This window comes from Allobosea sp. LjRoot90, assembly GCF_964254315.1.
GTDB lineage: Bacteria > Pseudomonadota > Alphaproteobacteria > Rhizobiales > Beijerinckiaceae > Allobosea.
In genome coordinates this window covers 40,029-52,740 of the sequence record NZ_CAXUTF020000005.1, presented here as the reverse complement: position 1 = coordinate 52,740, position 12,712 = coordinate 40,029, and the positions used below count along the sequence as shown (strand labels likewise).

At 64.5% G+C, this 12,712-nt stretch carries 12 protein-coding genes; 1 reads left to right on the top strand and 11 read right to left on the bottom strand.

The features are described from left to right. Positions 1 to 154 precede the first annotated feature (154 nt). The 4 genes from ACSQ3M_RS18785 to ACSQ3M_RS18770 all read right to left on the bottom strand — a co-directional run bounded on the left by ACSQ3M_RS18785 (position 155) and on the right by ACSQ3M_RS18770 (position 2,786). Positions 155 to 637, bottom strand: coding sequence for an Hcp family type VI secretion system effector (locus ACSQ3M_RS18785; protein ID WP_436151600.1), 483 nt, complete (start codon positions 635 to 637; stop codon positions 155 to 157). A 178-nt stretch (positions 638 to 815) separates the two neighbouring features. Next, complete coding sequence (locus tag ACSQ3M_RS18780) at positions 816 to 1,787, bottom strand: hypothetical protein (RefSeq protein WP_436151599.1); 972 nt, start codon at positions 1,785 to 1,787, stop codon at positions 816 to 818. Positions 1,788 to 1,985: 198 nt separating this feature from the next. Continuing rightward, complete coding sequence (locus ACSQ3M_RS18775; RefSeq protein ID WP_436151598.1) at positions 1,986 to 2,408, bottom strand: GFA family protein; 423 nt, start codon at positions 2,406 to 2,408, stop codon at positions 1,986 to 1,988. Between the two features lie 150 nt (positions 2,409 to 2,558). Then, complete coding sequence (locus tag ACSQ3M_RS18770) at positions 2,559 to 2,786, bottom strand: hypothetical protein (protein WP_436151597.1); 228 nt, start codon at positions 2,784 to 2,786, stop codon at positions 2,559 to 2,561. Between the two features lie 309 nt (positions 2,787 to 3,095). Between ACSQ3M_RS18770 and ACSQ3M_RS18765 the strand changes: the two genes are divergently transcribed. After that, positions 3,096 to 3,353, top strand: a complete 258-nt coding sequence (locus tag ACSQ3M_RS18765; RefSeq protein WP_436151596.1) for a hypothetical protein — start codon at positions 3,096 to 3,098, stop codon at positions 3,351 to 3,353. A gap of 684 nt (positions 3,354 to 4,037) precedes the next feature. Here ACSQ3M_RS18765 and ACSQ3M_RS18760 read toward each other — a convergent pair. From ACSQ3M_RS18760 to ACSQ3M_RS18730, 7 genes are all read right to left on the bottom strand, one after another. Beyond that, a complete protein-coding gene (locus ACSQ3M_RS18760; RefSeq protein ID WP_436151595.1) occupies positions 4,038 to 6,659 on the bottom strand; it encodes a helix-turn-helix transcriptional regulator in 2,622 nt (873 codons plus the stop codon). A gap of 1,018 nt (positions 6,660 to 7,677) precedes the next feature. Then, entirely contained in the window at positions 7,678 to 8,619 is a 942-nt protein-coding gene (locus ACSQ3M_RS18755) for an HlyD family secretion protein (protein WP_436151594.1), read from the bottom strand. Beyond that, positions 8,616 to 8,876 (bottom strand): DUF3302 domain-containing protein, encoded by a 261-nt coding sequence (locus ACSQ3M_RS18750; protein ID WP_436151593.1) that lies wholly within the window; start codon positions 8,874 to 8,876, stop codon positions 8,616 to 8,618. The genes ACSQ3M_RS18755 and ACSQ3M_RS18750 overlap by 4 nt, the downstream gene beginning before the upstream one ends. Before the next feature lie 20 nt (positions 8,877 to 8,896). Beyond that, the gene (locus ACSQ3M_RS18745; protein ID WP_436151592.1) at positions 8,897 to 10,159 is read right to left on the bottom strand and encodes a hypothetical protein; all 1,263 of its coding nucleotides are present in this window, start codon (positions 10,157 to 10,159) and stop codon (positions 8,897 to 8,899) included. Next, positions 10,156 to 10,785 (bottom strand): tetratricopeptide repeat protein, encoded by a 630-nt coding sequence (locus ACSQ3M_RS18740; protein ID WP_436151591.1) that lies wholly within the window; start codon positions 10,783 to 10,785, stop codon positions 10,156 to 10,158. Before ACSQ3M_RS18740 ends, ACSQ3M_RS18745 begins: the two co-directional genes overlap by 4 nt. After that, positions 10,782 to 11,696, bottom strand: coding sequence for a VWA domain-containing protein (locus ACSQ3M_RS18735; protein WP_436151590.1), 915 nt, complete (start codon positions 11,694 to 11,696; stop codon positions 10,782 to 10,784). Before ACSQ3M_RS18735 ends, ACSQ3M_RS18740 begins: the two co-directional genes overlap by 4 nt. After that, a complete protein-coding gene (locus tag ACSQ3M_RS18730; protein ID WP_436151589.1) occupies positions 11,693 to 12,712 on the bottom strand; it encodes a VWA domain-containing protein in 1,020 nt (339 codons plus the stop codon). Before ACSQ3M_RS18730 ends, ACSQ3M_RS18735 begins: the two co-directional genes overlap by 4 nt.

Here is a 12,712-nt window from a genome sequence, read left to right as displayed (position 1 = left end):
CTATGGGATTAGGAAGTATTGGAAGGCCTTGCGTGAAGGCTGGAGCAGAGAGGCTTTGGCGATGGCGTCCTTGCCGGGCCTGGCTCGCGCCGCAGTGCTGGAATGCCCCGCAGCCCGGCGGAAATCGCTAGCGCGACGCCAGCAGGCCGGCGCCTTACTCTTTGTTGGCCTTGAGATTCCAGGTACCGGTCGTGGTCGCGCCGAGCGAGCCATCCTTGTTCTGGATCTTGTACTCGAACTTGATCTTGGCGAAGTTCAGCGAAAACTGGTCGGTCGGGACCGGATTGCCGCCGGTGCTGTCGCCGGACTGGTAGCTTGAGACGAGCAGGTCCTCCAACGTCACCGTATAGAAGTCCTGCTGGTCCTTGCCCTGCTTGCGGACGAACAGCACGGCCTTCTTGATGTGGTCGCCGGTGGCGCATTTCAGCATCAGCACGGGCGACGCCTTGCTGACATTGGCCGTGCAGCGCAGGTCCTGGAAACTCGCCTTGCCGGAGCCGCCGCCCCCGCCGGATGCATGGCTGCCGGAATTGCCGGCGCCCCAGGAGAAAGACTCGATCTCGATCGTCTCCTTATGCTTGGAGTCGCCGCTCTCGCCTTTGATACCATCGATTTCAAGTAGAAAATCGCTCGCCATAGTTCTCTCCAAAATTTGGATTGTTTCGAGACAGATCCGATTTCGAACAAGCGCGGCCGGCAGGATGATCCCACGCGCCGCTCCTCAGCCCGGCGCGACAGGCGCGACGCAGACTGTCATGATGGTTGGCTCGCGGGCCGGGACGCGCAGGCGCGATGCCACCAGGTGCCGGCGAGCCTCAAAGCCCGCGTCCCTGCACCGCCTTGGTCGCTTCTGCGCGATCAAGCTTGATATCGACCCGCATTTCGGCCGGCACGTTGCCTTTCTGCTTCGCATCGCGTTTGCCATGAGGCTGAGCATCAATGCGAATGGCCTCGCTATCGAACTTTCGCTTGATCTCTTTTTCAAGCGAGCCGATGCGCTCTTTGCTAATATTGTCGTTGACCTTGGTAGAACCTTCCGTACTCGCATAACCCGAAAGCGTGATCGTCACCTTGCCGTCCTTAATGGCTTTTGTTAAGTTCGGAGCTTTCCCTTGCAGGCTTTTGATCCAACCGGCCAGATCTCCCAGCGAACTTCGGTCGATAAGGTGTTTATTCTTTTCAAAATAAACGGAGGATGACAGCAAATCATCAGTTATTTCGACCTGCTTTTCCTTGCTTGGACGATCCTTGGCAAACAAAAAAACCTTGAGCGGTACGTCGCGGGAAAAAGCCGATGCCGACGCAAAGACTCCGCTGACGCCGACCCCGAATAATCCGAAGCTTATGCCGTCGTCAGAGTAGCCGCCTTTCATCTGAACGTGCAGGGAAACGAATGCGGCGTCGGCTTCATGGGCGCTCTGGATCATGGCCAGACCTACGGCAACAACGATACCCTTTGCTCCCGGGCTTGACCCCAGGTCGACACCAAGTTGCGGGTCCAGGGTTATCCCGCTATCACCGTAATGAACAAGCCAGGAGTTCGAGAAACTATAGTGGCCATCACCAATCGTTAGACTGCCAAAAAATGGGGCTATCAAAAGCTTGTAGTCTATTCTTACAATAATTTCTATACTTGTAACATTCTTCCACTTTATATGCCACCCTTTAGGTATAAATACGGCTGAATTGTCAACAAAATCTAGCTCTTCGCTAATATCACCATGTATTATCAGCTTCGGACTGATATTGATCTTTCCCTTGAATTCTCCTGGATCGCGAATGATCATGATACCCCTTCCACGTCGGAGCAATGAGCTCCACGGCGCTGGCGCGCCAGCGCTGCTTGCCTCTCATTCACTTCGTTCAAACGGGGCCAGTCAGCGCCCTGTGATCGTCCACTCGGCCTCCCCGAAGCGGGCCGAAAGCTGGCCACTGGACTGGTCAGAGCCATCCGCCTGCCTGAAAAGCTTCAACGGAGCCACGCATTACTCCGCGATTTCCTCGCCGGAGCCGCCGAACGCCGCTGGGAAGTCCTTCAGCTTGGGCAGGCCGTCCCGCATCGGCAGCACGGTCTCGGCGTAGTTGACGTGAACGCCAGGGGCAAAGGGCAGCGTCGGGAGTGTCGCGGCAAAGACATCGACGAGACCCAGGGGCGGATGGTTGGTCATCAGATGGCCGCCGCATTTCGCGCAATACTGGCGCTGGCTCAGCTCGGTCTTCTGGAAAGTCGCGACATGCTCGGCCCCGGACGTGACCCGCACCGCCTCCGGCTTCCACAGGGTGAAAGCGTTCACAGGGCCGCCGGACCACGAACGGCAGGAGCTGCAATGACAATAACCCATCGCCTCCGCCTCGCCGCTGACCTCAAGTTCGACTGCGCCGCAAAAGCATTGTCCGGAGTGCGTCATGGCGTCCCATTTCCAGCTGATTGAACCGTGCTAACCTGATCAAGCTAGGCGCCGCGACAGACACCGGCATCGGGAAGACCTCCCTATTTTGCGGCCGGAACCTCCCTATTTTGCAGCCGCGAACCCCTTTTGCCGGCGCCACCAATCGCGTCACGTGCTTGAAAGCTCGTAGCTGAGGCTTTCGGCTGCGGCGTCGGCACCCGCCCCTTTCGGAGAGCGAAGGAGCGGTTGAGTGGTGGAGCCCCTACCCGCCCCGTTCGGGCGAGATGCAGTGAGCGCGCCGGCGACGGCGGCAATGCCGATCTCGCCGAAGCGCGGCTCGATCGGGGCCGGCGTCAACTCACCTACGGCAAGGTTATCGATCACGGGTGTCGTCATTATCGGAGATTCTCCATCGCCCTGAAATTCCCGCTTGTTTTGCAGCGGGCCAATCTTCACCCGAAGGCACCCTGGAAGAGCCGCGCCCCAGCGCTTTGTATCGGCGAGGCTCAGGGGGCACGGCGCAGGGCTGCCCGTCTCAACGATGCGGCCCGCCGGCGGCGCTTAGAGCCGGATCCGATCAGATTGAATCAATCTGATCGGTGAATCCGTCTCTCACTTTGAGTTTAGAGACCGTTTTTCCGATCTGCTTGCGGTGCAAGCCGATCGGAACGGGCTCTAGTCGCGCGCATCGAAGAGACTGTAGCGATGCGCGCCTTCGACCTGATCACGGCGGAGGCCAATATCCGCCAGAATGCGATCATCCATCGGCATGAGGAGACGCGTATCTTGACGTATCGGCCGCCACCGCAGCATTTCGATCAAGAAGATCTTGCAAGACGAAAGCATCCGGGTGAGCGCACTGCGCCGCCGCTGGGAAAACTCCGATCCCGTGGCAAGACATTGGTTGCCCGTTCCAGCAATGACAAGGTGAGCCATGTTGGGACCGGTAGCCGGGTTTGCTGACAGCGCCGACATTGCAGGGCCATCGGCGCTGCAGCGTTGCCAGGACCAAACCTGTCTCAGGTACACCTCGGAATCGAGTATGCTTTTTTCAAGTATAACGATAGATGTTTTCACATTATCTCTCTGTTGAGGCGCACTAGACTGCCCGGCAAGAGCCTTGTGCACTGGACTCTTGATATCGGAGTCCCGATGCGGCGTATCACCGCCTCAGGCACCGTTAGATGACCCGGTCATCGTTCGGCATTTCTCTGGCGGAGCCGCAGTCGGGGGAAGGTTATTCAGCTTGAGCAGCCGCGCCTGAGTGTCCTTGAGGGGAACACTGAGCGCGAAGCAAGCACGGCATCGCCGTGGCGAAAGCGGCGACGGGACCAAAAGACAAATGGTCAGCCATGGGATGCCCGCAGTACTGACGCTAGCTGAATCTGGTATTCTGCAAGATCGCGGACTATCCGGCGCCCGGCGTTACTCGCAATGCCTCGGGCTTCCACAGGCTGAGGCGGTCCCAGCGCGCCGGGCCGCAGCGATAGGAGCGCCCATGGCTGCCAGCGGTCCTTTGATCTCAGGCTGGACCACGCCACAAGAACACTTTTCGAAGTAGGCCATAGCTTCCCGTCCCAAACTCGCTGCACTGCGCAACCCGGCCAAGCTATGCGCTGTCGTGTTCGCCAGCATCGGGAAGGGTCCCTATTTTGCGGCCGAGCGCTCCCTGTTTTGCGCCAGCACGTTCTGTTCGCCGGCAATGCGAGCGGCCTCGCCGCGGGTGCAGGCACCGAGCTTTCCGAGCACGGAAGAAACGTGGTGATCGACAGTCTTCGGAGAGATGTGGAGCTGCGTGCCGATCCGTCCGTTGCTCAGCCCGTCGGCAAGGCAGCCGAGAATCTCCATCTCGCGCATGGTCAACGCGAACGGATTCTGGCGCGTGGAAGCCCTTTGGCCTCGCGGGATCCTGAGCATCCCCTTGCCGCGCATCCGTTGGCGCAGCATGGCGGCCGCAGGCGCGGCGCCGAGCCTGTCGAATATCTCGAGGGCGGCCAATTGCGCCGGCGCGTCGCCATCGGTCAGCGCACGGGCCTCCTCATAGGGGCAGCCAAGATACCGCCACGCTTCAGCCGCGCCCTGCCAATCTCCCTCGATCTGCAGGATGAAGGGTGGCGCGCCCCATCCTGGCGCGGCGACCGGGTCGCCGGCTCGCCAGCGCCAGAACGCCAGCTCGCCCGCATACCAGTTGTGCCGGGACCGGGTGGCGAGGTCGTAGACTGCGGTGGCCTCCGCCTTGACGTTCTCGAGCTCGCCCGCGAGCCAGGCGGCCTCGGCGCGGGCCGCGTGGACGGGCGCAAGACGCTGCAGGGTGTTTGTCTGCAATGCCAGGTCGAGCGCTTCATCGAGGGCCGCGGTTGCGCCAGGATCGCCACGCCTTGCGCGCAAGCGCCCCAATGCGACCAGGGCCACGATCCGGCTTATGGCCGCGATGTTGGGGCGTTCGACGAGCGAGGTTGCGATGTCGCAGGCCTCATTCCAACGCCCCTGATAGAGCCGCGTGATCGCGAGCCAGGAGCCCATGTAATGACTCGCGCGATCCAGATCGCGATCGGCCGCGTAAGCCATGCCCTCGACGAGATGGCGTTCGGCCTCGGAAAACTGGTGCTGCTCGCCGTAGCACGCCCCGAGATTCGTATAGGCGTGGCCGATCAGGTCTTCCAGGCCAGCCTGACGGGCTATGGCGAGGCTTCGGTCCAGATAGGGACGGCCTCTCTCGTCTCCGACAACGAGCATCGCCGATCCGACAGTATTCTCAGCTGCGGCGATGGTGGCATTGTCGTGAAAATGGGAGGCCAGCTCGATCGCCTTCCTGCCCCAGCGCATGGCGACCAGGCATTCTCGATTGAGCATCCGCAGGTGAGCCTGAACTTGATACGCTGCCGCCAGTTCGCGCGTCTGAGGTTGCGTTTCCAACACCTCGATCGCGTGCCGGCTCGCATCTTCGGCGGCAGCGTTCTGTCCGCTGCGAACCAGGGGCAAGGCGAGAGCTGCGAGATTTTTGCCCTCTCTCAGGCAATTGCCTGCCTGCCGCCAGCATTCGACTGCCTTACGGTGCGCCCTGCTGGCCTCGGCCAGTTCGTCGACGATGGCGCATTCCTTGGCATAAGCCTCAAAGAGCTGCGCTCGTTCGGCCGGCGCTTGAGCGCCGGCGAAGTCCAGGACACGAAGGTACTGCGCCGCCGCTGCGCGATGAGCGCCGGCGGCGGCGGCGGCGCGGGCCGCGGCCGGCCCGAATTCTAGAATGGCCTTGGTGTCGCCTGCGCCCTCGGCGAAATGGGCCAGCAATGCCAAGTCGCCGCGGCCGACCCCGAAGGCTTTCAATCCGTCGAGCGCCAACCGATTGAGATCGCGGCGACGACTTGGGTCCAGATCGGTCAGGATCGCGTCGCGGACCAGTTCATGCCGGAAAGCGACGCCCTGCCCTGCGGCCTCGATCATTCCGTGCTTGATGCAATCGGCCAGGCCTTCGGCTGCACCGCCAAGCACTTCGCTCAGCAGGCTATATTCGATTCGGCTGCCGATCACGGCAGCGGCCTCCAGAACATGGCGGCCGGCCGTACTCAGCTTTGCGGCCCGCGCCAGCACGGCGTCGCGCACCGTCTTCGGTATACCTCGCCCGGCGTTGGCCAGAACCTCCGTGATGAAGAAAGGATTGCCCGATGTGAGCCGGTGCAGCACAGCCGGATCGAGGGGCTGATCCGCCGCCAGAACGCGCACCGCATCGACCGTCAGTCGCGTCAATTCAATACGAATGGTCGCTCTTGAAGAGGCCAGTTCGCCCAGAAGGATCTGCAGTGGATGCTGCGCGCCAATCTCGTCGTCGCGATAAGTTACGATGACAAGGATGCTTGTCTGCGCGATGCGACGGGTCAGGAATCGAATGAGATCGAGCGTCGCTTCGTCGGCCCAATGGATATCCTCGATGAACAGGAGGGTGGGCTGCGCGGGATCGCGTATCTGCTCGAGCACATTGGAGAAAAGGGCGGCGCGCGGCGTCTCGCTTTCAAGCTGCGCCAGCAGTCGCCCACCCAAATGAGGGGCTATGTCGTAGAGCGGACCGAGTGGCGAAGGGGTGAACAGCGCGTCGCAATTTCCCTTCAGGATGCGCATCGCATGACCACCGGTCGCGAGAAAACGATCGACGAGGGATGTCTTCCCAATGCCGGCTTCGCCACTGATCAACGCGATGCGTCCCTGCCCGGCGATCGCCTCGTCGCGGGCGGCTGCCAACGCCTTCAGGTCAGCCTCTCGTTCGAGCAGCTCCATTGACAACTCCGGCGGGCTGCGGTGGGCGCACTGAATATTCATCCAGGATAGAGAGTCGGGCGCGGGATCCGACTGTCCATGTGCAGGCCGCCTAGCGCGATAGATGGGGGCCCTGCCTCGTCTTGAATCGGCGCCGCCGGGGCAAAGGCGTAGGCTGCGGGAGAGCCTGTGACAACACGTGCGGCCACGTGACGCTCATCACAGTTTTGCGAACTCTGCCCGCGCGACACCCGGCAGCGACAGGCTAGCAGCGTTGCCGACGCTGAACCCGATAAGCGCCGCGCCGAGAATAAGTCGCGGCGAAAAACCATCCTCCGCAGCCCCTTGCCCTGGAAAACCAGTTCCCCGAGGGGATAGGTCTGGACAGACAGCTTGGTCGCCTCTGCAGGTGTTTCGATAGCGTCAGAAGAGTTTGCCCGTTTGCGTGGGCTGCTCATGGAAGTGGGCCGGCCTGCTGCCGGTTTCGTGGAGACCGAGATCAAGTATCGCAGTCAGCCGGAGGTGCGCACGCAAGGACCGAGGGGCGTGTCGCAGGCGGTCGATATCTGAGCGGACGAAAACCTGTCCGCCCACGCCCTGCATGCTGCTCTGAGGGGTCGTTACCCCCGCGGTCGCGGCATCATTGCTCTCGATCCGGCAGGGTTCGGCCGCGACATCCGCCCTAGCGAACAACTTTGCTTCCGCCACCAACATGGGCCGTCCGCTAAGCCTCAATGCTGATCGCCAAGCGGCGAGCAGCCGATTGCAGATACTCAGGCGAGACTGCAGGACGCGAGCGGAGCCGCATATATGCCAAGTCTGCTATGTCAACGAGGCCCAGAAGTCCAAGATCGCCGCCCTCGTTGAAGACCGTGATCTGATCGGCCGCCTGGATAGAACGCAGGCGATGAGCGACTACGATCCCGGTCGTGCCACGGCAGACGGGGGTTCTAGTCCCTCCGCCCGCTCCAGACGATCTCAAGGCTTGAGAAGCAAAAGCTGACCATCCGCAAATGCCTTTGTTACGACCACGCCAACTCTAGAACGGATTGATGTAGTTCGTGATGGCGATCTGGCGCAGCAGCACCTTGCGGATGACATGCGCGGCCTGGACGCGGTCGGTGAAGATCGCCGCGTCGCCGGCAGCGCCTGCAGGGAGGCGGCTGGCGAAGACCGGATCATCGAGCCGGACGCGGACTGCGAACGGTGCAGCCTGAACCGCCTTCGGCGCGACGGCGAGGCCGGAGGTCTGGACCTGCCCGGTCGCGATCGCCTGCAGGACGCTTTCGACCTTGCCGGTCTGGACCGTGCCCGGCGTCATCTTGAAGGTAAGCTCGACCGGCTGGCCCGCAGCGAGATAGCGCGCATCGATCTGGTTGATCTCGACGCCGATGATGGCCGCGGAGGTGTCGATGAAGGCCATCACCGGCGACAAGGGCAGGCTTGCGACCCGGGCGCCCTTGCGCAGGGCCAGGTTGGTGACGTAGCCGTCGGCGGGCGCACGCACCGTCGTCTTCTCCAGGTTCCATTTGGCGCCGTCGAGCTGCGCCTTGAGCTGGTCGACCGAAGCCTGCCGCTCCTCGACGTCGAAGGCCCGCCCGGTGCCCCGCGACTGGAGCTGCGTCATTTCGGCGAGGCGGGTCTCCTGGAATCTGAGCTGCGCCTCGATGGCGCGGACCTGCGCCTCGAACGGCACGGGGTCGATGCGGAACAGCACATCGCCGGCCTTGAGCGGCTGATTGGCTTGGGCCGTAACCTCGATCACCTCGCCGGCGACGTCCGGAACGATCGCGACAGAGTTCCGAACGACGAGCGCCGAGCCCTGCGGCGCCCCCCAGTTCATCGGGATGAACAGCCCGATCAGCAGGACGAGCAGCACGAGAACCGGTGAGACCTTCCAGAACAGGTTGAAGGGAACGACCCGCAGCTTCACCAGGATGAAGAGCAGCGCGAGATAGACATTGAGCAGGACGACGATCATCGGGCCGCCTCCACCTTGTCGACTGCCCGGCCGGCCGGCAGCGGCACGTCGACATAGGCCCAGATCAAGACCACCGGCCAGAGCACGAAGCCGAGGAAGAGCGTGACCCAGCCGCCGATCGAAACGGCCTCGGCCCAGGGATGATTGCGGCTGCGGGCGATCATGCCGGGCAGCATCGCCGTGAAGACCACGACGAGGACCGTGCTGGCCACCAACACGAGCAGGACGATCCAGGCGAAGATGTCGAGTGTACTCACGAAGCCCTCCTCGGGATGATCTAGGTCAGGTAAACAGGGTTGAGCGGCGGCAACAGATTACGCGCTGGTGTCGCATTCGCGGAGGTGGCGGAAAAATTGGCCAAGGCCTGGGCCAGGTCCGCGCCACGCCGCGGCTCCCAATTGCCCTCGGCACTGAACAGCGCGCCTTCGAGCCCGGCGATGAGGGGGCCCAGACGAGCATCGGCATGCACACGCGCTCTGGCGACCGGCGGCAAGCGCCCCAGCCAGGTGCCGAGCGCGCGATAGATCGAGGCGGGTTCGCCGCTCCTGGCCTCCCGCAACAAGGTCCGGCGCGCGAACGCTTCCGAAGCCTGCCGGCGCTGCAGCCAACCCTGCCAGGCCGCGCTCAGCCGCGAGCGGATCAGGATCAACGCCGAAAGCAGCACCGCAGCGACGAGGGCCGCAAGCCACAAGAGCCGGGACCGTCTTGGCGGCTCCGCCGGCCGCCCATCGGGAGCGACGACGGACACCGTGAGGCCCGGCAGCGTTTCTGTCCGGGCCTGCTTCTCCGCCAGGTTCCACCAGGGCTGCGACAGCTCCGGCAGGGCATAGCTGCCGGCCCGTTCGAAGACATAGGTTGCCTTGTCGACCCTTGCGCCATCGACGATGCCGCGATTGCTTCTGTCCTCGACCACCGGGGGATCGACATAGACGCGCACGCCGCCAGGCGCCGTGAAACGGAATTCGGCCATGCCCAGTGCCGGCACGCCCGCGGCCTGCCGGCGGATCGTCCGGGTGATCGCGCCGCCTGCCTTGAAGCCGGTCGTCCCGGGATCGGGCGACCAGCTCTCGCTGGCGGTCACCTTGTCGGCCGCAAGCACGGGGCCGGAGGCATCGAGGCCGGCCGGGACGCTGGCGCTGATCCGGATCGCCTCCCCTTTGGCCGAGCCCGCCGGGTCGCCGCCGCGATCGAGCAGCGTCACTTCGGGAGCCGAAATGGCGATCTCGCCGCCGCGGCGTGGGAAGACGACGAACTCGAAACGCTGGCCGACATAGTCCTGCCCGGCCAGGCGGTCCCTGATCGTCGTCGCCTGCGTCTCGAAGCGCAGGATCTGGGCGCCCGGCGCTTCCGGCACGCGAACCAGCGGCGGATGCGGCATCTCGCCGGGGAATAGCACCTCGACATGGATTTGCACGGGCTGGCCGATGACGATGCCGTCGGCCGGATCGACCAGGGTGCGGACCACCGGGGCGCTATTCGGTTGCTGCGCCATGGCGAGAGCGGGGATGACGAGCATGAGCAGGATGGCGAGAAGCTTCATGGCGTCGCCTCCGGTGCCCGGAGCTGATAGGCGAACTTGGCGCGCAGGAAATCGGCCGGTCTGGTCTGCACCCGCTTGAGCCAGAGCGCGCGCACCGCCTCGTCCGACATCGGCATGGCAGCTTCGACGGTTGTGTTCTCTCCACCTTTCTTTGTCTTGTCGAACACCACCTCGTCGGGCTTGTCGTCGGTGTTGCCGGTCTCGCCACCCTCGGTCTTTCTGCGCTCGCCGCGGATGCGGGCGATCTCACGGTTGTTGAGCGCCGCCGGCCAGCCGGGCCGCAAGGCGATCGCTCGGTCGTAGCGCTTCAGAGCATCGTCATACTGGCCGAGCATCACCAGCGCATTGCCCTGGTTGAAGGCACCTTCGGCTGTGTCGCGCGCGGCGAAGGCCTGCCCTGCCTCCTTGAACTGGCCGGCCCGGAACAGCGCGACGCCGCGCCAGAGCGGATCGCGGAAAGCCTCGGCCGCTTCCGCCGCCTGGCCTTCACTCATCAGCACGCGACCGCGCTGGTCCGGCGTCAGCCAGAGCTCGCGCCAGCCAAGACGATAGCCGGCGAGCAGCAGCGCCAGGCTAGCGACAGCCGCGATCACCACATAAGGCGAGGACGGGAATCGCCACGTCATCGCAGCACCCATCCGCGCCGGAACCAGAGCAGGGCCAGGAGGGCGACGAGCGGCGTGAGCCAGTAGCCGGCCTCGCGCCAATGCCTGCCTTCGCCGGCGACGCTGGCGGCCTGGTCGGCACGGTCGAGCCGCCGCACGATCTCCACGACGTCGGCCTGGTCCGCGGTCGTGGCGACAAGGCTTGCGCCCAACGCCTGGGCCGCCTCGCGCAGTCCTCCGACCTCGGCCTCGGCCGGCAGGAGCGACAGGATCGTCGTCGCGCTCCTCAGGCCCGAGAGGCCGGTTGTCGCCTGCGGTCCGGCAGTATCCGTCATGACCAGGATCGAGCCGCCATCGCCGGTCCCCGCGAGCACCCTGTCGGCCAAAGCGAGCGCGCCTGCGAGATCGTCGCCCTCGCGCGGCATGATCCCGGGCGCCAGCGCCTTGGCCAGATCGAGCACGACGGCGCTGTCGGGCGTCGGCGGCAGGACGAGATGGGCCGAGCCGGCATAGGCGATCAGGCTGGTCGCGGCGCCTTCACGAGCCGCCAGGATGTCCGCCAGCTTCTGCCGGGCCCGGTCGAGCCGCGTCGGCGCGAGATCCTCCGTCAGCATCGACGGAGCGACCTTGAGCACGACGGCTACCGCGGGCTTGGCCTCGGCGAAGGGCGATGGCTCGCGCTGCCAGGCCGGGCCGGCGACGGCGATTGTCGTCAACAGCCAGCCCGCCATCAGCGCATTGATCGGGCTGAGGATGGCCGGCCGGGTTTCGCCAACGATGAGATGCGGCAGCAGGGCGGGGTCGATGACGCGCTGCCATCTCAGCAGCATGTCGGAGCTGCGGCGTTCGATGAGCCAGAGCGCCAGAGCTGGGATGAGCGCCAGCAGCCAGAGCGGACGCTCGAAATGGAAGGGGGCGAGCGCGGCGATCACGACCGGGCTCCTGCTGTCGCCGGCCTGTTCCCGGAGGCGTGGTCGCGGCGATATCGCCGCGCCAGCTGCAGTCCTTGCGCCAGCAGCGTCAGGACAACGCCAGCGGCGAGCGGGATCCAGTAGATATCGCGCCGCGGCCGGAAGCTGACCGTGTCGATCCGACGGGTCTCGATCGCATCGAGCCGCTGGTAGATCTCCGCGAGCTGGGCGCGGTCGAGCGCGCGGAAGAAGCCGCCGCCGGTGGCGCCCGCAACCTCCTTCAGCGCCGCCTCGTCGAGCTTGTCCTCGCCCGCCGCCGTGGGATCACCGACCGCGACGGTATGGATGACGATGCCCTTGTCCTTGGCGACGCGCGCGGCCTCGACCGGCGGCACCTTGCTGACTGTGTCATTGCCGTCGGTCAGCGCGATGATCGTCTTCGCCTTGACCGTGCTGCGGGCGAACAGCCCGATGCCGAGGCCGATCGCGTCGCCGAAGGCCGTGCGCGGCCCGGCCATGCCGACATCGGTGTCGCGCAGCATCGCGCGGCAGAGCGCGAGGTCGGTGGTGAAGGGCACGAGCGCGAAGGGCGCGTCACCGAAGACGACGACGCCGACACGGTCGCCCTTCCGGCGCGAGAGGAAATCATCGAGCACCTGCTTGACCGCAGTCAGACGGTCGACGGTCCGGCCGGACGGGTCGACGAAATCCTTGGTGTCCATCGAGCCGGAAAGGTCGACCAGCAGGAGCAGGTCGCGCGTCGGCACGTCACGATGCAAGGGCGGATCGATCCATTGCGGCCGCGCCAGCGCGGCGAGCGCGAGCAGCCAGGCCGCGGCAAGCACGGCAAACCGGCCGATCCCGCGCCGCGCGACCACGCCGCCCTCGAAAGGCTGCTGTCCGCTCAATCGCGCCAGCCGGTCGAAGAAGGGCACGCGCAGGCCGGCACGGCGCTCGGCATGAATCGGCAGGCCGAACCAGACCAACACGGGCAGCGGGGTGAGCAAGGCGAGCCAGGGATAGGCGAAGGCGAGCAT